Source organism: Pseudomonas viridiflava, from assembly GCF_003702045.1.
GTDB classification, from domain to species: Bacteria; Pseudomonadota; Gammaproteobacteria; order Pseudomonadales; family Pseudomonadaceae; genus Aquipseudomonas; species Aquipseudomonas viridiflava_C.
Window position 1 is genome coordinate 1 of the sequence record NZ_RBTP01000077.1, and the last position, 19,147, is coordinate 19,147.

Annotated in this window: 20 protein-coding genes; 12 read left to right on the forward strand and 8 right to left on the reverse strand. The window is 59.7% G+C overall.

What is annotated here, in order from left to right; all coding sequences use genetic code 11:
- Positions 1 to 84: 84 nt before the first annotated feature.
- On the reverse strand, positions 85 to 2,313 hold the full coding sequence (locus tag ALP40_RS24780; protein WP_122210770.1) for an AsmA family protein: 2,229 nt from the start codon (positions 2,311 to 2,313) through the stop codon (positions 85 to 87).
- Positions 2,314 to 2,416: 103 nt separating this feature from the next.
- On the reverse strand, positions 2,417 to 2,821 hold the full coding sequence (locus ALP40_RS24785; protein ID WP_122210771.1) for an acetyl-CoA sensor PanZ family protein: 405 nt from the start codon (positions 2,819 to 2,821) through the stop codon (positions 2,417 to 2,419).
- 263 nt (positions 2,822 to 3,084) lie between these two features.
- Between ALP40_RS24785 and ALP40_RS24790 the strand changes: the two genes are divergently transcribed.
- The 8 genes from ALP40_RS24790 (at position 3,085) to ALP40_RS24825 (ending at position 10,451) form a co-directional block, all read left to right on the forward strand.
- The gene (locus ALP40_RS24790) at positions 3,085 to 4,746 is read left to right on the forward strand and encodes an OFA family MFS transporter (protein ID WP_122210772.1); all 1,662 of its coding nucleotides are present in this window, start codon (positions 3,085 to 3,087) and stop codon (positions 4,744 to 4,746) included.
- A gap of 171 nt (positions 4,747 to 4,917) precedes the next feature.
- Positions 4,918 to 6,114, forward strand: coding sequence for an amino acid aminotransferase (locus tag ALP40_RS24795; RefSeq protein WP_122210773.1), 1,197 nt, complete (start codon positions 4,918 to 4,920; stop codon positions 6,112 to 6,114).
- Positions 6,115 to 6,426: 312 nt separating this feature from the next.
- A complete protein-coding gene (hisB, locus tag ALP40_RS24800) occupies positions 6,427 to 7,020 on the forward strand; it encodes an imidazoleglycerol-phosphate dehydratase HisB (protein ID WP_004883084.1) in 594 nt (197 codons plus the stop codon).
- The gene (gene hisH / locus ALP40_RS24805; protein ID WP_122210774.1) at positions 7,020 to 7,658 is read left to right on the forward strand and encodes an imidazole glycerol phosphate synthase subunit HisH; all 639 of its coding nucleotides are present in this window, start codon (positions 7,020 to 7,022) and stop codon (positions 7,656 to 7,658) included. The genes hisB and hisH overlap by 1 nt, the downstream gene beginning before the upstream one ends.
- Positions 7,659 to 7,663: 5 nt before the next feature.
- A complete protein-coding gene (locus tag ALP40_RS24810; RefSeq protein WP_122210775.1) occupies positions 7,664 to 7,924 on the forward strand; it encodes a DUF2164 domain-containing protein in 261 nt (86 codons plus the stop codon).
- A 23-nt stretch (positions 7,925 to 7,947) separates the two neighbouring features.
- Positions 7,948 to 8,685, forward strand: coding sequence for a 1-(5-phosphoribosyl)-5-[(5-phosphoribosylamino)methylideneamino]imidazole-4-carboxamide isomerase (gene hisA, locus ALP40_RS24815; RefSeq protein WP_029243878.1), 738 nt, complete (start codon positions 7,948 to 7,950; stop codon positions 8,683 to 8,685).
- Positions 8,686 to 8,737: 52 nt separating this feature from the next.
- A complete protein-coding gene (hisF, locus tag ALP40_RS24820; RefSeq protein WP_122210776.1) occupies positions 8,738 to 9,508 on the forward strand; it encodes an imidazole glycerol phosphate synthase subunit HisF in 771 nt (256 codons plus the stop codon).
- 187 nt (positions 9,509 to 9,695) lie between these two features.
- Positions 9,696 to 10,451: an ABC transporter substrate-binding protein gene (locus ALP40_RS24825; RefSeq protein WP_122210777.1), complete on the forward strand. Its 756-nt coding sequence runs from the start codon at positions 9,696 to 9,698 to the stop codon at positions 10,449 to 10,451.
- A gap of 3 nt (positions 10,452 to 10,454) precedes the next feature.
- Here the strand turns inward: ALP40_RS24825 and ALP40_RS24830 are convergent, their stop codons facing one another.
- The 4 genes from ALP40_RS24830 to gpmI form a co-directional block, all read right to left on the reverse strand.
- Positions 10,455 to 11,237, reverse strand: a complete 783-nt coding sequence (locus tag ALP40_RS24830) for a divergent polysaccharide deacetylase family protein (protein WP_122210778.1) — start codon at positions 11,235 to 11,237, stop codon at positions 10,455 to 10,457.
- Between the two features lie 3 nt (positions 11,238 to 11,240).
- On the reverse strand, positions 11,241 to 12,572 hold the full coding sequence (locus tag ALP40_RS24835) for a S41 family peptidase (protein ID WP_122210779.1): 1,332 nt from the start codon (positions 12,570 to 12,572) through the stop codon (positions 11,241 to 11,243).
- 33 nt (positions 12,573 to 12,605) lie between these two features.
- Complete coding sequence (locus ALP40_RS24840) at positions 12,606 to 13,928, reverse strand: murein hydrolase activator EnvC (protein WP_122210780.1); 1,323 nt, start codon at positions 13,926 to 13,928, stop codon at positions 12,606 to 12,608.
- Positions 13,929 to 14,081: 153 nt separating this feature from the next.
- Positions 14,082 to 15,614 carry a 2,3-bisphosphoglycerate-independent phosphoglycerate mutase gene (gpmI, locus tag ALP40_RS24845; RefSeq protein WP_122210781.1) on the reverse strand — a complete coding sequence of 511 codons (1,533 nt, stop codon included), beginning with the start codon at positions 15,612 to 15,614 and terminating at the stop codon, positions 14,082 to 14,084.
- Between the two features lie 145 nt (positions 15,615 to 15,759).
- Between gpmI and ALP40_RS24850 the strand changes: the two genes are divergently transcribed.
- Genes ALP40_RS24850 through secB form a run of 3 tightly spaced genes read left to right on the forward strand, consistent with a single transcriptional unit; the run spans position 15,760 to position 16,957 of the window.
- Entirely contained in the window at positions 15,760 to 16,173 is a 414-nt protein-coding gene (locus ALP40_RS24850; RefSeq protein WP_024685360.1) for a rhodanese-like domain-containing protein, read from the forward strand.
- Between the two features lie 2 nt (positions 16,174 to 16,175).
- Positions 16,176 to 16,427: a glutaredoxin 3 gene (grxC, locus tag ALP40_RS24855; RefSeq protein WP_029243875.1), complete on the forward strand. Its 252-nt coding sequence runs from the start codon at positions 16,176 to 16,178 to the stop codon at positions 16,425 to 16,427.
- Between the two features lie 38 nt (positions 16,428 to 16,465).
- The gene (gene secB / locus ALP40_RS24860) at positions 16,466 to 16,957 is read left to right on the forward strand and encodes a protein-export chaperone SecB (RefSeq protein ID WP_122210782.1); all 492 of its coding nucleotides are present in this window, start codon (positions 16,466 to 16,468) and stop codon (positions 16,955 to 16,957) included.
- A gap of 139 nt (positions 16,958 to 17,096) precedes the next feature.
- On the opposite strand, the gene trmL is transcribed toward secB, so the two are convergent.
- Complete coding sequence (gene trmL / locus ALP40_RS24865) at positions 17,097 to 17,552, reverse strand: tRNA (uridine(34)/cytosine(34)/5-carboxymethylaminomethyluridine(34)-2'-O)-methyltransferase TrmL (RefSeq protein WP_122210783.1); 456 nt, start codon at positions 17,550 to 17,552, stop codon at positions 17,097 to 17,099.
- Here trmL and ALP40_RS24870 point away from each other — a divergent pair.
- A complete protein-coding gene (locus ALP40_RS24870) occupies positions 17,551 to 17,991 on the forward strand; it encodes a hypothetical protein (protein WP_122210784.1) in 441 nt (146 codons plus the stop codon). The two genes, trmL and ALP40_RS24870, sit on opposite strands and share 2 nt — an antisense overlap.
- Before the next feature lie 263 nt (positions 17,992 to 18,254).
- Here the strand turns inward: ALP40_RS24870 and tauD are convergent, their stop codons facing one another.
- On the reverse strand, positions 18,255 to 19,088 hold the full coding sequence (gene tauD, locus ALP40_RS24875) for a taurine dioxygenase (RefSeq protein WP_122210785.1): 834 nt from the start codon (positions 19,086 to 19,088) through the stop codon (positions 18,255 to 18,257).
- Positions 19,089 to 19,147: the final 59 nt, after the last annotated feature.

Below are 19,147 nucleotides of genomic sequence, written 5' to 3' on the forward strand. Positions count from 1 at the left end.
GCTGTCGCGGGCAAGCGCGCCCCTACAGTCCTTTGTTTGCTGTGAGGCGGCGCTGTGTCAGGGACATTGCGCCGCCTTGCTTTTCTAGCGCTTGAACAATCCCTTGAGCGCGTCTTTGAGTTCGGGGCTGACTTTGTCGCCCAGTTTCTCGTCGAGCTTGTCTTCAAGTTTTTCGCTGATCCGGTCGCCAGCCAGTTTCGCGGCGATCTGACCGACGCCTTCCTTGTCCAGGCGGCAGGCTTTTGCACCCAGTTCCAATGGGCCGCGACACTGCACCGGCCACTCGATACCGGCATAACGCGGATTGACCTCGCAAGCCGGGTCCGGCATGTCGCTCTTGTCGCCTTCAATGATGATGCCGACGCGATAATTCATGCCCAGCACGCGCAGGTCCACATCGCCGTTGCCGTTGACGGTCAGGCCGGGGATGCGCACTTTCAGGTCCGGGTTGCTCGCGACACCGTTACGGATCACCAGATTGCCATCCAGTTGCTGGAACGGCGTGTCCTTAGCGCGGGGTTCACCGGTCAGCGGTTTGCGGTTGAGCGTCGAAATGCCCTTGCACAGCTGCTGTTCGAGGTTGGCGTTGACCAGCACGCCATTGGTGAGCGCGAAACTGGCCGTGCCATTGAGGCTGTCAATCAGCGCTTTCTCACTGTTGCCCTGGCCGGTCAGGCTGCTGTTCAGCGTCATCAGGCCGCGCACGGGCGGTGTCTGGCCCTGGCTTTCCAGGACACGGTCCACCGGCACTTTGGAGGTGCGCGTTTGCACACTGATGGTCGGCAGGTCGGGGCGCGCATCCAGGTTGCCTTTGACCTCGAAGTTACCGTTGTACAAGTTGCCGCTGAGCGTATCGAGCTTGATGACCCCGCCTAATGCCTGAGTCTTGAGCACGGCATTGTCGATGGGCAGTTTGTTCAGGGTCAGCTTGCCGAGGCTGACGTCTGCGTCGACATCCAGCGTGCGCAGCCGCTCCAGCGGTAACAGTTTTGCTGTGCTCCAGGCAGCCTTGGTGGGCTGTTCGGGCAGCGGCGAATCCCCTGCGACAGCGGCAGCTTCACCGCTCTGCACTTCGGACTTACGCGCAGCCTTGGCACCTTTGCTTTCCTCGCTTTCAGCCGGGCGATAGCGGTCGGCGTCGAAGGTGTCACCTTTAAGCTGAACGCGCAGGGCCTGCTTGGCGAAATCGTCTATCGCGATGCGACCGGTGAAGGTGCTGTCGTCGACTTTCAGGTTCAGACCATCCAGCACCACGCTGGCCGGTGTACCGCTGAGGCGCGTGACCATTTCAACTTTGCTCAGCGCGCCTTCACTCATGGGCGGCAGTGGCTGCCCAATGTTGTCGAAGAAATTGCGCACATCGAGCTGGGCGACGGACAGGCCGCCGCTGATCTGTGGCGTCTTGTCCAGGTCACGCGCGCGCAACTCACCCAACGCGCGCAACTGGTTGGCCGAGATCTTCAGGCTGTTCCATTCGGCAATGTTGGCCGCCAGGTCCACCAGCAACTGGCCTTGGGCCGAGAAGGTCACGATCTTGCCGTTGAGCGGCTCGCCAGCGACTTCGCCGGACAGGCGCATGTCTTCGAATTGGTAGCGCTTGAGCACGCGGTCCATGCGCAGTGCGCCGACCAGTTCGGTCTTGGCGCGCACGACGGGCTGGTTGGTGCTCAGGAAGGCCGTCAGCTTGATCGGGATGTCGGACGCTTCGCGAATGGGGCCGGTGCTTAGCTGAATGCTTTCGGCGGTGAAGGTCTGACCTTTTCGGGCGTCGCTGTAATCCACGCGGGCGTTATTGACGGTCAGGCTGTCGATGTCGAGCCTGAGGGGTTGCGCAGTGCGTTCAGGTTTTGGTGTTTCCGGCGTCGGCGTGGGTGTGGCATCCGGTTTCCCGTCGGTGGACGCAACGGCAGGCGGCTTGCCGATGTCTTCCCAGTTGCCGTGACCCTGCTCATCGCGATGCAGCATCAGGTTCAGGCCTTCGACGCGGATATCGCTCATCTGCACCTGTTTGCGCAGCAACGGCAGGACTCGAACGGACAAACCCAGCATTTGCACGTCGGCAAAGGGCTGATCCGGCGCAGTCAGGGTCGCCACGTGGGCGTCATGCAGCTCCAGCCCAAGCCAGGGAAACAGGCTCCAGCCGATATCGCCATTGAGCGTCAGCTCGACGTTAGCCTTTTCGCGTGCCAACTGCCGAATCTCGTCTTTGTAGTCGTTGGGATCAAACAGATGGGTCAAGGCAAAGCCAAGAGCCACGATGATCAGCAACAGCCCGAGAATAAACAGCCCCAGGATTTTGCCGAACGCTTTCATGGGCGAGTCCTTGTGTCGATGTTCAAAAATAGCCCACGAGTATACCGCTCTGAGGAGGGTCTCGGGCTTCGGATGCCTTCATGGCTGGATGACGCCCGATCATTCAGGGCGTTGCGGCGTCCAGCGGCACGGAAAGCTTGGCCGCCAGAGCGAGGACTTCGGGACGCTCGACGGTTGCCAGCAAGCGTAGTTCGCAACCTGCTTCCCGGGCCAGTTTCTGCACGTGGGAGACTATTCGCTCGGCAACGCCGCGTCGACGGGTCGGTTTGCGCACGCACAGATAAGACAGCTGCCAGACAGCCTCACTTCGGTCGAGTCGCGCTGCGCCCAGCAATCGGTCATTGAAACGCCCCACCACCAAGGTGCCTTCGGCCAGTGCGCTGTCGATCAAATGGGTCGCGCTGGTGAAAGGCGGCAGTAAGTCCTCTGGCGCGTCACGATATATCTTGTGCAGGTCTTCCTGATCCTGAAAAGTGGGCGAACTTAATAGCCCAACTAAGACCGGCATGCTGCTTCTCCTGATGTTTAATTGACTGCATCTATGGGGTCATAGATAACGTGGATTAAGTACGTGATATTAATAATAAAAACACTGTAACAAGATGCTTATTGGCCATCAGTAAGTGATAGTCTCCGCATCTGCTGGCTCAGGTGCGTCTTTTTGTCACGTATCTGAACAACCTGCCGATAAAACAGACATGGCCGCTCGGCACGGAGTCTGTGGCGGGTCAGCGGGACCATCTGCATGCTTCACACATTGGGGTAATTATAATGAGCACAAGCACAGCATTGGGCGGCGCTGCCGTTCAGCCTGCGTTCTTGTCCAAAGAGCGCATTATCGCCAAGCCCGGTTTCAACCGCTGGCTTGTTCCACCCGCCGCACTGGCCATCCATCTTTGTATTGGTATGGCTTACGGCTTTTCGGTTTTCTGGTTGCCGTTGTCGAAAGCGGTCGGTGTTTCGGCACCCGTCGCGTGCACACCGGACATGGGCTTCTTTGCACAGATGTTTGCATCGACCTGTGACTGGCAGATTTCCATGCTGGGCTGGATCTACACCCTGTTCTTTATCTTCCTGGGCTGCTCGGCTGCCATCTGGGGTGGCTGGCTGGAGCACGCAGGTCCACGCAAGGCCGGTGTCGTATCGGCACTGTGCTGGTGTGGCGGTCTGCTGATTTCTGCGTTGGGTATTTATACCCACCAGATCTGGCTGATGTGGCTGGGCTCGGGTGTCATTGGGGGTATCGGTCTGGGGCTTGGCTATATCTCGCCGGTGTCGACCCTGATCAAGTGGTTCCCGGACAAGCGCGGCATGGCGACCGGCATGGCGATCATGGGCTTCGGCGGCGGCGCGATGGTGGGGGCACCTCTGGCGACCTTCCTGATGGGCCACTTCGCTTCGGCTGATAGCGTGGGTGTGTGGCAGAGCTTTGTCGTGATGGCGGTGATTTACTTCATCTTCATGATTGGCGGCGCACTGGGCTACCGCGTTCCACCGACCGGCTGGAAACCTGAAGGCTGGACCGCTCCGGCGGCCAAGGCCAAGAACGCGATGATCACCAACCGTCACGTTCACGTCAGCGTGGCCTGGAAGACACCGCAATTCCGTCTGGTCTGGCTGGTGCTGTGCCTGAACGTTTCGGCCGGTATCGGCATCCTGGGCATGGCCTCGCCACTGTTGCAGGAAGTGTTCGCCGGCAGGCTGCTGGGTAACGACTTGACGTTCAGCCAGCTCAGCGCTGACCAACTGAAAGCCATTGCCGCCATCGCTGCGGGCTTCACCGGTCTGTTGAGCCTGTTCAACATCGGTGGTCGCTTCTTCTGGGCCTCGTGCTCGGACTACATCGGTCGTAAAGCCACGTATTTCGTGTTCTTCGCACTGGGCTTCGTGCTGTACGCATCGGTGCCGACACTGGGCCACATGGGCAGCATCGCGCTGTTCGTTGCTGCGTTCTGCGTCGTGTTGTCGATGTACGGCGGCGGTTTCGCCACCGTGCCTGCCTATCTGGCCGACTTGTTCGGTACGCAGATGGTCGGTGCGATCCACGGTCGTCTGCTGACTGCCTGGGCTGCGGCCGGTGTACTGGGTCCGGTACTGGTCAACTACCTGCGTGAGTACCAACTCAGCCACGGTGTTGCTCGTGCCGATGCCTACGACATCACCTTGTACATCCTTGCCGGTCTGCTGGTACTGGGCTTCATCTGCAACCTGTTGATTCGTCCGGTTGCCGACAAGTACTTCATGACCGACGCGGAGCTGGCGGCTGAACAAGCCATCGGCCACGACAAGGGCGCTGACGCGACCACTTCGCTGGAATGGAAAGCATCGGCCGGCAGCAAGCCGCTGGTGATCGCCGCCTGGCTGGCAGTGGGCATCCCGCTGGCGTGGGGCGTCTGGGTCACGTTGCAAAAGACCGCCGTACTGTTCCACTAACAGTCTGCGAGTCCTGAAAAGCGCGTGCACTTCGGTGTACGCGCTTTTTTTTGCCCGGTTTTCGGGGTTGTGTGGCAAGACGAGAGAGCCGGGCGGGGGGTAATATCCCGTAGCAGAACCACAGGCCCGACTCTTCCCCGGCCTGATTTCATTCTTTAAGGAGTTGTTTGCATGCTAGCCCATGTGGAGTCGTACGCCGGTGATCCGATCCTTTCGTTGATGGAAACCTTCGGCAAGGATCCCCGCGCCGACAAGGTCAACCTCAGCATCGGTCTGTATTACGACGCACAGGGTCGCATTCCGCGTCTGGACGCAGCGGCAAGCGCGCAGCAGCAACTGGCCGAAGGTGAGCAGGTCGCTTCGTTGTACCTGCCGATGGAAGGCCTCGCGCCTTATCGTCAGGCGGTACAGACCTTGCTGTTTGGTGCCGACAATCCTGCCGTGCTGGCCGGGCGTGTCGCCACGATTCAGACCGTGGGTGGCTCCGGCGCGTTGAAAGTGGGTGCTGACTTCCTCAAATATGCGTTCCCGGATTCGCAGGTATGGGTCAGTGATCCGACCTGGGAAAACCATAACGCGCTGTTTGGCGGCGCGGGTTTCAAGGTCAATACCTATCCCTATTTCGATGCGCAAACGGGCGGCGTGAAGTTCGATGCCATGCTGGATGCGTTGCAGCAATTGCCTGCACGCAGCATCGTGTTGCTGCACCCGTGCTGCCACAACCCGACGGGCGCGGATCTGTCCGTTGCGCAGTGGGATCAAGTGGTCGAGGTGGTCAAGGCTCGTCAGCTGATTCCGTTTCTCGACATCGCCTATCAAGGTTTCGGCAAGGGCATGGACGAAGACGCCTACGCGATCCGTGCAATGACGGATGCTGGCGTTACTGCGTTTATCAGCAACTCGTTTTCGAAGATTTTCTCGCTGTACGGCGAACGCGTAGGCGGGCTGTCGGTGGTCTGCGAAGACAGCGCCTCGGCCATCAACGTACTGGGTCAGCTCAAGGCCACGGTGCGCCGCAACTATTCCAGCCCGCCTGCCTATGGCGCTCAGGTGGTTGCCCGCGTGCTCAATTCACCGCAATTGCGTGATCAGTGGCTGACTGAAGTTGAAGTGATGCGTCAGCGCATCCTCGACATGCGGACCCGTCTGGTGGCGGTGCTGGCGCAGAAGGTCCCGCAGCACGACTTCAGCTTCATCCTTCGGCAGAACGGCATGTTCAGCTACACCGGCCTGACGCCGGCACAGGTCGACGAGCTGAAAGACACCCACGGCGTTTACCTGATCCGCAGCGGCCGCATGTGCCTGGCCGGGCTGAACGAGGGGAATATCGACAAGGTCTGCGATGCGATTGCAGGCCTTTTCAGCTGATTTCTTCTCCAGGCAGAGGCGCGCCGTTTTCGATACAAAGCCGCCTCTTGGCCAAAAATACGTCACTCATTGGAAGAAATCAGTTTTGTGGGAGCGGATTTGTCCGCGAAAAGGCCGGAGAATCGGATAAAGATTCACCGACTGAAATACGGCATTCGCGGACAAGTCCGCTCCCACGGTCCAGCGTCTGTTGCGAGGCGCAAAAGGACGAAGCGCAGTAAATCCCCTGTCTGTCGTCTGTTTGCTTCATGCGGGGCCGTTCTGGGCCTATAATGATCGCCTTTTTCGCCCAATGATTTTGCGGAGCTGGTGATGGCCGAACGTAAGGCTTACGTCGAGCGCAATACTCTGGAAACCCAGATCAAAGCCTCGATCAACCTGGATGGCACCGGAAAGGCCCGATTCGATATCGGTGTGCCTTTCCTTGAGCACATGCTCGACCAGATCGCCCGACACGGGCTGATCGACCTGGACATCGAATGCAAGGGCGACCTGGAAATCGACGACCACCATACGGTGGAAGACGTCGGTATCACGGTGGGGCAGGCGTTCAGCCAGGCCATCGGCGACAAGAAAGGCATTCGCCGTTACGGCCATGCCTACGTGCCGCTCGATGAAGCGCTGTCGCGTGTGGTCATCGACTTTTCGGGTCGTCCGGGCCTGCAGATGCACGTCCCGTATACCCGCGCCACTGTCGGTGGCTTCGACGTCGACCTGTTCCAGGAATTCTTCCAGGGCTTCGTCAACCACGCCAACGTGACGCTGCACATCGACAACCTGCGTGGCCACAACACTCACCACCAGATCGAGACGGTCTTCAAGGCCTTCGGCCGTGCCCTGCGCATGGCGGTCGAGCTGGATGAGCGCATGGCCGGGCAGATGCCTTCCACCAAGGGTGTGCTCTGATGCAGACATTTGCGGTCATCGATTACGGCATGGGTAACCTGCACTCGGTCGCCAAGGCCCTGGAGCACGTTGGCGCAGGCCGTGTGCTGATCACCAGCGACGCCGATGTGATTCGTGAAGCCGACCGTGTGGTGTTTCCGGGCGTGGGCGCGATTCGCGACTGCATGGCCGAAATCCGCCGTCTGGGTTTTGATTCGCTGGTGCAGGAAGTCAGCAAGGACCGCCCGTTTCTCGGTATCTGTGTCGGCATGCAGGCCTTGCTCGACAGCAGCGAAGAGAGCGACGGCGTGGATTGCATCGGCATGTTTCCGGGCCAGGTGAAGTTCTTCGGCAAGGACCTGCATGAAGACGGCGAGCACTTGAAAGTGCCGCACATGGGCTGGAATCAGGTCACGCAATCGGTCGATCACCCACTGTGGCATGACATTCCCGATCTGGCGCGCTTCTATTTCGTCCACAGCTACTACATCGACGCCGTCAACCCGCGTCAGGTGGTGGGCCGTGGTCGTTACGGCCTCGACTTCGCCGCAGCGCTGGCCGACGGTTCGCGCTTTGCCGTGCAGTTCCACCCCGAGAAGAGCCATACGCACGGCCTGCAGCTGCTGCAGAACTTCGCTGCGTGGGACGGTCGCTGGTAATCGACATGAGCAAAGCCAAGACCAAGCCACCCATCCTGACCCTCTCGCCCGAGCACGAGCAGCAGGCGATCGACAAGCTCAAGCGCCTGTTTGCAGAGCGCTTCGAGCTGGAGCTGGGGTCGTTTGAGGTGGCCGAGGTGCTTGAGCTGTTCACGCGCGAGATTGCCCCGCATTACTACAATCGAGCCATTTTCGATGTTCAGCAGCACCTCAAGGAGAGGTTCGAGAGCATCGAAAGTGACCTGTGGGCGCTCGAGAAAAACTAATTTCCGGACAAGTAGGTTTCCCGATGCTGATTATCCCCGCTATCGACCTTAAAGACGGCGCCTGTGTACGCCTGCGTCAAGGCCGCATGGAAGATTCCACGGTGTTCTCCGATGACCCGGTGGCGATGGCCGCCAAGTGGGTCGAGGGTGGTTGCCGCCGTCTGCATCTGGTCGACCTCAACGGTGCGTTCGAAGGTCAGCCGGTCAACGGCGACGTGGTGACGGCCATCGCGCGTCGTTACCCGAACCTGCCGATCCAGATTGGCGGCGGTATTCGGTCGCTGGAAACCATCGAGCACTACGTCAAGGCGGGCGTGAGCTACGTGATCATCGGCACCAAGGCCGTCAAGGAGCCTGAGTTCGTGGCAGAAGCCTGCCGTGCGTTCCCTGGCAAAGTGATTGTCGGTCTGGACGCCAAAGACGGTTTCGTCGCGACCGACGGCTGGGCTGAAGTCAGCTCAGTGCAGGTCATCGACCTGGCCAAGCGCTTTGAAGCCGACGGCGTGTCGGCCATCGTGTACACCGACATCGCCAAAGACGGCATGATGCAGGGCTGCAATATCCCGTTCACCGCTGCGCTGGCGGCTGCAACGCGAATTCCGGTCATCGCGTCGGGCGGCATTCATAATCTGGGTGACATCAAGGCGCTGCTGGATGCCAAAGCGCCGGGCATCATCGGTGCTATCACCGGTCGCGCCATCTACGAAGGCACGCTGGATGTCGCCGAGGCTCAGGCCTTGTGTGATCTGGAACAGCGCTAAGCCATACCGCTGAATAAGCCTGCGCTGCTTCAATTAACCGGAGAATGATCCTGTGGCCTTAGCCAAACGCATCATCCCTTGCCTGGACGTCGACAACGGTCGAGTGGTCAAGGGCGTCAAGTTCGAGAACATCCGGGATGCAGGTGATCCGGTGGAGATCGCTCGTCGCTACGATGAGCAGGGTGCCGACGAAATCACCTTTCTGGACATCACGGCCAGCGTCGATGGCCGTGACACCACACTGCACACCGTCGAGCGTATGGCCAGCCAGGTGTTCATCCCGCTGACCGTGGGTGGCGGCGTGCGTACCGTGCAGGACATCCGCAACCTGCTCAATGCCGGTGCCGACAAGGTGTCGATCAACACCGCCGCTGTCTTCAATCCCGAGTTCGTTGGCGAAGCCGCCGCCCGTTTTGGTTCGCAGTGCATCGTGGTTGCCATCGACGCCAAGAAAGTTTCCGGGCCGGGCGAAACGCCGCGCTGGGAAATTTTCACCCACGGCGGGCGCAAGCCTACCGGGCTGGATGCGGTGCTCTGGGCGAAAAAGATGGAAGACCTGGGCGCTGGCGAAATCCTGCTGACCAGCATGGATCAGGACGGCATGAAGAATGGCTTCGACCTGGGCGTCACCCGCGCCATCAGCGATGCGCTGGGCATTCCGGTAATCGCCTCGGGCGGTGTGGGCAACCTTGAGCATCTGGCCGCTGGCGTGCTTGAAGGCCACGCCAGTGCCGTACTGGCCGCGAGTATTTTCCACTTCGGCGAATACACGGTGCCTGAAGCCAAGGCCTACATGGCCAGCCGCGGGATCGTGATGCGCTGAGTGGTTGGGCCGTAACGAGCGTTGTTTTTTCGAGCCAATGGCTTGAACGGAACAATGCTCGTTTTCGTTCAGGGCCGCGTCTGTGCTTTGCACTATTGCTTATAAGCTACATCGAAGAGCACCGGGCTAGACACTGCATCGGGTTCGCGGCACTCTGCATGCGTCGTCAAGGATCGAGTGCCGGAACATGTTCAAACGTCTTTTTCTTGCACTGATCGGAGCGGGTGTTCTGCTCAGCGAGGTCGCCCGAGGCGGCGATTCTTCAGCCTATTCAGTCGTTCTGCTGACCGAAAATTACCCGCCTTACAACATGGCGGTTGATGGCAAGAATTTCGCTCAGGACAGCAACATCAACGGGATTGCGGTCGATGCGGTTCGTGAGATGTTCAAGCGTGCCGGTGTGGGCTACAACCTGACCCTGCGCTTTCCTTGGGAGCGGGTCTATAAGCTTGCGCTGGAAAAGCACGGTTATGGGGTGTTCTCCACCGTCCGCACGCCGGAGCGGGAAAAACTCTTCAAATGGGTCGGGCCTATCGGGCCGGTAGACTGGGTCTTGCTCGCGCCCGCCAACAGCACGGTGACGCTGTCGAGCCTGGAGCAGGCCAAGGGTTATCAGATTGGTGCGTACAAGGGCGACGCGGTCGCCGAGTACTTGACGCTCAATGGGCTTGATCCGGTGGTGATGCTGCGTGATCAGGACAACGCTCGCAAACTGGTGAGCGGGCAGATTGACCTTTGGGCCACTGCTGACCCCGTGGGCCTTTATCTGGCCAAGCAGGAAGGCATCAACGACCTCAAGACGGTATTGCGTTTTCACACCGCCGAGCTTTACCTGGCCTTGAACAAGGATACGCCGCAAGAGGTGGTTGATCGCTTGCAGCGGGCACTCGACACGATGCGTGACGAAGGCCTGCTGAAAAAGATCCGTGACCGTTACCTGTAGAGCCTAGCGATAGGTCCCGTCTTTGCCATGACCGGCCATAGCCTTGTTGCCGCGTTGGCTGATCATCTCCCGCAGTTCGATCCACTCCACGCCTTGTGCTTTGAGCTTGGGCAATTCGCGCTCAAGCACATCCAGTGTGACGGGGTAGGGGTGGCCGATGACCACGGCCGAGCCCTGCTTGTGCGCCAGCTTGATTGCCGTCTGTAGCTGCCGGGTGATGGCCTCGGCAGTGCGCTCATCGTCCAGGAACACATCGCGAGACACGCTGGCCAGACCAATACGTTGCGCCTGGGCGGCGGCAACGGTCTTGGCGCTGGTGCGGCTGTCGACGAAGAACATATGGCGGCGCTGCAATTCTTCCATCAGCCACGCCATTGCAACGGGTTCGGCCGTCATGCGGCTGCCCATGTGGTTGTTGATGCCGGCTGCGTACGGCACTTTGAGCAGGGCAGCATTCAGGCGGCTTTCAAGTTCCGGCAAGGGCAGTTCGGGGTGCCAGGCATAAGGGCCGGTGGCGGGGTCCATCGGCATGTGCAGCATGACCGTCTTGCGCGCGCGATGGGCTTGGCGGGCGAATTCGGTGGCGTGGGGTGTATCGGGCATGATCGCCAGTGTGACCGGGCCGGGCAGCGCCAGGGTGCGGCTGTCGCGGTCCGGATTCTGACCCAGGTCATCGATGATCAGGCTGAGGTAGGCTTTTGCAGGTTGTGTTCCAGACTCGGCTGGCGCTGCGTGGGCAGCACCAGCCAGCGAGAACGCCAGCAGCATGAAACTGAGAATACGCATCCGTCAGTTGCCGCGCGTAATGCTCAACCCTTTGAGCAGGCTGAGTGCCTGGCTAAGCTGGAAATCATCGTCCTGCGGACGTGCCTTGGCTGCTGCACCGCCCTTGAGGGTCGGTTTGTCTGCGCCGCCGTTGCCGTTGCCCAAGTGGCCGAGCAGGTCGGCTTCCTTGTAGTTTTCGCCATCGACTTCGTTAGTGACCTTGGCGCGACGCACCACGATGTCCGGGTTGATGCCCTGCGCCTGAATCGAGCGACCGTTCGGCGTGTAGTACAGCGCCGTGGTGATCTTGAGCGCACGGTCGTTGTTCAGTGGCAGCACGGTTTGCACCGAGCCTTTGCCGAAGCTGTCGGTGCCCATCAGGATGCCGCGTTTCTGGTCCTGCAAGGCACCGGCGACGATTTCCGACGCCGAGGCGCTACCGCCGTTGATCAGGACGACCAAAGGCACGCCTTCGCTGGCGTCTGCCGGGTCGGCCGAGAAACGCAGCTCGGAGTTGGCGATACGGCCCTTGGTGTAGACAATCAGGCCTTTGGTGAGGAAGTGATCCGCCACCTGCACCGCCGACTGCAATACGCCGCCAGGGTTGTTGCGCAGGTCCAGAATCAGGCCGCTCATCTTCTTGCCGTTGTCTTTGCGCAGCTTGGCCAGCGCCTTGCCCACTTCATCGCCGGTCTTGACCTGGAACTGGGTGATGCGGATATAACCGTAGCCATTTTCAAGCATCTGCGCCTTGACGCTCTTGACCTGAATGGTCGCGCGCGCCAGCGTCACGTCGAACGGCGTGCCGCCGTCGCGTACCAGAGTCAGGGTGATTTTCTCGCCGATCTTGCCGCGCATCTTGTCGACCGCGTCCTGCATGGTCTGGCCCTGCGTCGGCGCGCCGTTGATCTTGACGATCAGGTCGCCAGCTTCGATACCCGCCTTGGAGGCAGGTGTGTCGTCGATGGGCGAAACCACTTTCACGAGGCCATCTTCCACACCGACTTCGATGCCCAGGCCGCCGAACTCGCCGCTGGTGCTTTCCTGCAGCTCCTGGAAGTCTTCCGGGCCCAGGTAAGCGGAGTGCGGATCAAGGTTGCTAAGCATGCCCTTGATGGCGTTTTCCAGCAGAGTCTTGTCATCCACCGGCTCGACGTAGGCAGCTTTCACCCGATCCATGACCTCGGCAAACGTGCGCAGCTCCTCAAGCGGCAACGGGGGCTTGGCGGTGGCATTGGCCGGAGCAACTGCTGCTGTCGTGGCTGGCGTGGTTTTTTCGGCAGCTTGCGCCAGAGGCGCACCGATAACGATGGCAATCGCCAGGGCCAGCGAGGTGAGGCGGGACAAATGCAGCATGTCTAACGAGCTCCTACGGGTATTGGTGCCGACTTATCCTTGAGTGCGGCACCATTGGGCTGGATCGCTGGGGCGACCCTGCTGACGAATAGCAAAGTACAACGCTGATGTGTCCTGACCGCCGCTGTTGCCTACGGTGGAAATCGCTTCACCGGCTTTTACAATGTCGCCTGCCGACTTGAGCAGGCTCTGATTGTGTCCATACAGGCTCAAATAGCCATTACCGTGGTCGAGAATGACCAGAAGCCCGGCGCCGCGCAACCAGTCGGCGAATACAACCCGCCCTCCGTGCACCGCATGTACCTGGCTCCCGGCCGATGCGCTGATCATGACGCCGTCCCATTTGGTCCGCGCATCATCACCACGCGCTTCACCGAAACGTGCAAGCAGTCGACCATCGATGGGCCAAGGAAGTTTTCCTTTGGCCTCGGCAAAAGGTCCGCCGTACGAAACACCGGCACTGGAAACCAGCGCGCCGGGGCTTTTGACCGGGCGGCGCGGAGCGGGTTCATCGTCCTTGCTGCTGCTCTTTGTGTCGTTGTTGCGAGCGACCGCCTCGGCTTCACGTTGACGTTTCTCTTCCGCTTCCTTGGCCGCCAATAGCGCTTTCTGACGTGCCTCTTCGGCTTCGCGGGCCTGCCGGGCCAACGTCTCTTCGATGGTCTTCAGCACCTTGGCCAGATCGGCCTGGTCCTGCTGACGGGCCTGCATCTTCTGATCGCGGGCCTTGTAGTCCTGATTGAGTTTAGCCAACGCCTGCTGACGTTCCTGGCGAACCTTGGCCAGCTCTTCGGTCTGGCTGTCAAGGTTGCTCTTCTGAACCAGCAGTTGCGCCTGTTGCAGGTCGATGTCTTTGCCGACGTTTGCCAACTGGCGCAGGGTTTCATTGAAGTTGCGCAACTGCTCCAGGCGGGCCTGGCTCAGGTAGTCGTAATAGGTCAGGGTGCGGGCGAATTTTTCGGGGTGTTGCTGGTTGAGCAGAAGCTTGAGGTATTCCTGGCGGCCACTCTGGTAGGCGGCGCGGGCCTGGATGGCGATAAGGCGCTGCTGCTCGACTTTGGCGCTATTCAGTTTTTTTTTCTCATTGTCGAGCTTTGTCAGCTCGGCTTCGGTCTTTTTTAGTTCCTTTTGCAGGACCTCGACCTGCTTTTCCAGCTTGCCCATTTCCGTTTCAGTGGTGCGCAGGTCCTTCTGGACGCCTGTGCGTTCTTCCTGAAGCTTGTTCAGGACTTTCTGCAACTCGGCCACATCCTGACGCGCAGCATCAATCTGTTTTTGGGTTTGCACACGCTCGTCTTCGGCAAACGCCGGATTGAGCAGGCAGATCAGAACAAGGGCGATCAAGGCGCGAAGCATGAGGGTGGGCGATACCGAGGAATTGTGAGAAAAAATGTCAGGCCTAGTATGCCCGGCATGGTGTACAAAAAAAACGTCCCGCGTGTACTGCTTTAGGACCTGTAACACAAAAAACCGGCACTGCCTGATGGCTATGTGCCGGTTTTTAGCGGATTACTCGTTTATGAGGATCGAGTGGCCCGTCATCTCTTGCGGCTTGTCCATGCCCAGCAGGTGCAGCATGGTCGGCGCAACGTCAGCCAAAACGCCGCCTTCGCGGACTTTCAGCTGGCGTTTGCCAACGTACACGAACGGCACGGGTTCGGAGGTGTGTGCAGTGTGGGCCTGGCCGGTGTGGTCGTCGGTCATCTGTTCGACGTTGCCGTGGTCTGCGGTGATCAATGCTTCGCCACCGACCTTTTCCAGCGCTTCAGTGATTCGGCCGACACAGACGTCCAGGCACTCAACCGCTTTGATAGCCGCTTCCATGATGCCGCTGTGGCCAACCATGTCGCCGTTGGCGTAGTTCACAACGATCACGTCGTAACGCTGATGCTCAATGGCGTCAACAATCTTGTCGGTCACTTCCGGCGCGCTCATTTCCGGCTGCAGGTCGTAGGTGGCCACTTTCGGCGACGGAATCAGGATGCGCTCTTCACCCGGGAACGGTTCTTCGCGGCCGCCAGAGAAGAAAAAGGTGACGTGGGCGTATTTCTCGGTTTCGGCAATGCGCAACTGGGTCTTGCCGTTGTTGGCCAGGTACTCTCCCAGCACATTCGTCAGGCTGCCTGCTGCAAACGCAGACGGCGCCGGGATGCTGGCGGCGTACTGGGTCAGCATGACGTAGTTGACCTTCGGCTGGCGGGCGCGCTCGAAGTCTTTGAAATCGTCCTCGACGAATACGCGGGTCAATTCGCGAGCACGGTCGGCGCGGAAGTTCATGAATACCACCGCGTCGCCATCTTCAACCTTGGCAGGCTCTCCGATGCGAGTGGCTTTGACGAATTCGTCGTTTTCATCGCGAGCGTAAGCGGCCTCAAGCCCTGCAACGCCGCTGTCTGCCTGGAATTGTGCCGCGCTGTCGACGATGAGGTTATAAGCGCTGGAAACGCGATCCCAACGATTGTCACGGTCCATCGCGAAGTAACGGCCGATGATCGTGGCCGTGCGGCCTTTGCCCAGGCGAGCGAAGGTTTCGTCCATCAACTCAAGGGATTTCTTCGCGCTGCGCGGTGGTGTGTCGCGGCCATCCAGGAACGCGTGCAGGTAAATCTTCTCGGCACCGCGCTTGACGGCCAGCTCGGCCATTGCGACCAAATGATCCTGGTGGCTATGAACGCCGCCATCGGACAGCAGGCCCATGATGTGTACAGCCTTGCCAGCGGCAACCGCCTTGTCCACGGCGGCGCAGATGGTCGGGTTCTCGAAGAACTCGCCGTCGCGGATCGCCTTGGTCACTCGAGTGAAATCCTGATACACCACGCGGCCGGCACCCAGGTTCATGTGGCCGACTTCAGAGTTGCCCATCTGCCCGTCCGGCAGACCGACATCCATGCCGGAGCCTGAAATCAGGCCATTGGGCATGGTCTTGTAGAGGCGATCCATGACCGGCATCTTCGCGGCCAGAATCGCGTTGCCTTCACGGTGTTCGCTGTGTCCGAAGCCGTCCAGGATGATAAGGACCAGAGGTTTTGGGGTGGCAGTCATAGAACCCACTCGAGGCTGGTTGAAGTAAAGAACAAGGGATCGGCATTTTAAGGACAAGTTCAAACGGCGTCACTGCCGTACGGACTTTGGCCCACCTTGGGTGCTGTGTATACTGGCCGACATTTTAACGCCCTGGAACCTACCGATGGTTGCTCATCTGCTTGAATTCGCTACTAACCACTATTTGATCACCGGTGCCTTCGTCATTCTGTTGGGACTGCTGATCGCTTATGAACTGAGCAAAGGCGGCGCGAGCCTGAGCACTCGCGAGCTGACCGCACTGGTCAACAGCGACCAGGGCGTGGTGATCGACGTGCGCTCCAAGAAGGACTTCGCCAACGGCCACATCGTCGGCTCCCTGAACTTTCCGCAGGACAAAGTGCTGACCCGCACCGCAGAACTGCAGAAATACAAGGACAAGACGTTGATCATCGTCGACGCAATGGGGCAGCATGCAGGCAGCACCGCCCGTGAACTGCTCAAGACCGGCTTCAAGGCGGCCAAGCTGTCCGGCGGCATCTCCAGCTGGCGCGGCGACAACCTTCCTTTGGTGAAATGAAAATGGCCCAAGTCATCGTCTATTCCAGCGACTACTGCCCGTATTGCATACGTGCCAAGCAGTTGTTGCAGAGCAAGAGTGTGGCCTTCGAGGAAATCAGGGTCGATGGCAAGCCGCAGGTTCGTGCCGAGATGACCAAGAAGGCCGGTCGCACCTCGGTACCGCAGATCTGGATCGGCTCGACTCATGTCGGTGGCTGCGATGATCTGTTCGCTCTGGAACGCGCTGGCAAGCTCGACGCATTGCTGGGCTGATTCCCCAACTTAATCGCTTTATTTGAGAAGGATCCGAAATGACCGATCAACCGAACAACGGCGCCGTGGCCAACGAAGAAGAAAACGCTCCGCAATTCTCCCTGCAGCGTCTCTATGTTCGCGACCTGTCTTTCGAAGCACCGAAAAGCCCGGCGATCTTCCGCCAGGAGTGGACGCCGACCGTCAGCCTGGACCTCAACACCCGTCAGAAGCCGCTGGAAGGCGATTTCTACGAAGTGGTGCTGACCCTGTCCGTGACCGTCAACAACGGCGACGAAGTTGCGTTCATCGTTGAAGTGCAGCAGGCCGGTATCTTCCTGATCAAGGGCCTGGACGACGGTTCGATGAGCCACACCCTGGGCGCTTTCTGCCCGAACATCCTGTTCCCTTACGCTCGCGAAGCCATCGACAACCTGGTTGTCCGCGGCTCGTTCCCTGCGCTGATGCTGGCCCCGGTGAACTTCGACGCGCTGTACGCACAGGAACTGCAACGCATGCAGGAAGCTGGCGAAACGCCGACTGTTCAGTAAGCGTTACGGCTGAATGAAAAAGCGCCTTTCGGGGCGCTTTTTTGTGCATGCCTGCTGCGTGAAGTGATGCACGCTGTGGATCGTTCCCACGCTCCATCGTGGTAACGCCTCTCTGGAGGCTCCGCGTCCGATTCAAGCGTTACGCAAACCCATGCTGTCGCCACGCCTCGTAGACGGCCACGGCCACGGTATTGGACAGGTTCAGGCTGCGGCAGCCTTCGCGCATGGGCAGGCGCAGGCGGTGGTCGCCGCTCAGCGAGTCGAGAATCTCGGCAGGCAGGCCCCGGCTTTCCGGGCCGAACAGAAAAGCGTCGCCCGGCTGGAAACTGACGTCATGAAACGGCCGTGAACCCTTGGTGGTGAAGGCGAACAGCCGTGGGTTACCGAGTTTTTCCAGACAACTGGCCAAGTCGGCATGCGTCTGCAGCGTGGCATACTCGTGATAGTCGAGGCCCGCCCGGCGCAGGCGTTTATCGTCCAGCTCGAAACCCAAGGGTTCGATCAAATGCAGGGTGCAGCCACTGTTGGCGCACAGCCTGATGACATTGCCGGTATTCGGCGGAATTTCTGGTTGAAAAAGGATGACGTGAAACATGCACGGCTCCGAACAAAAGGACGGGTTGCATTCTACCCCCGAAGAGGACCCCAGACCGAAGCTATGGCCGCGTGTTCTTGGTTCGATGGCGATTGTCGGCTTTACCGTCGGCACAATCATTGGTCGTTTGCAGCAACCGGTGCCGGTTGAACTGGAGCAGATTGAAGAGCTGCCGACGGGCCTGGCGTTGTGGTTCGACGAAGAGCCCCGCTATGAGGGCGGCACGGTGGACGGCGCAGTAGTGCTCAGGCTCGATGCTTCGGGACGGCCGTGGAGCGGCCAATTGCGGTTCGACAGCAAGGTTGCGCGCTGGAAGCTGGAACGAGGAGAGAAGGGGTTGGTGCTGACGCTCCTGGCAGCCCGTCCACTTCATGGCGACTGGCGCACTGAGAAGGTGGACGGGCGCTGGAGACTGGAGGTCAGTCTCCGGGAGGAATAAAAGAGGGGATTCCCCGGCCTGCCTGTACCAAGGTCCCCAAAACAGGTGATGTAGTACCTATTGCAGGCCGCGTGCCAGTTTTTGCAAAAGAAGTGATAAAACCTGCTCAAGGGTCTGAAAAGCGCCGTTTAGCGGGTTTGAAGAACCCGGACTTGTCGAATCTTTTCGTTCAGCCGCCCCGATCATGCAACTGGCGCTCTGATTTATGCACTCAATTTGAGCATCGAAACGGCGCGTCACCCCAAGCTGATGCACTTTATGCCTTACACCGGCACGTCCCCGAGAATCGTCGCTCGGTGCATGACCCTGCGCTGGGGGCGGTAATCGTCCACTGCGTAGTGTTGCGTTGAGCGGTTGTCCCAGAACGCCACGTCGTTTTCCTGCCAGCGCCAACGCAGGGTGAATTCCGGTCGGGTGGCGTGGCTGAACAGCAGCTTCAGAATCGCCTCACTCTCGGAAGGTTCCAGCTCATTGATCCGTGTCGTGAAGCCTTCGTTGACGAACAACGACTGACGACCACTGACCGGATGCGTGCGAACGACCGGATGCGACAGCGGCGGGTTCTTGCGCCGTGCCTCTTCCCAGCGCACCAGATCTTGCGGTGTGCTGCCAAAGCGCTCCAGCGGAAACGAACGGGTAAAGTCATGGGTTGCAGTCAGCCCGTTCAGCAGGCGCTTCAGCGGCTCCGACAGCGCGTCATAGGCCGCAATGCCGCTTGCCCACAACGTGTCGCCACCGAAAGGCGGCAACTGTCGGGCGCTCAGTACTGCACCCATTGCTGGCGTCGGCAGGAACGTGACGTCGGTGTGCCAGACGGCGTTGTCCCGCACATCGGTCACGGCGGTGTCCAGAATCAGCACTTCCGGCTGCTCCGGCACATTCGGGTAAATCGGGTGAATGTGCAGATCACCAAAATTCGCCGCAAAGCGTGCCTGCTGTCGAGGCGTCAGCGGCTGGTCACGAAAGAACAGCACGTGATGTTCAAGCAATGCCTGCTCGACGTGATGGCGTTGTTCGCCGTTCAGGTCGCGGCTCAGGTCTATACCGCTGATTTGCGCGCCGAGGGCGAAGCTGAGGGGTGTGATGTGCAAACTCATGGCCGATCTCTTTCTTTAAAGCGCCGAGCTGTCGGCGTGGTCAGTGTGCAATTACCTGC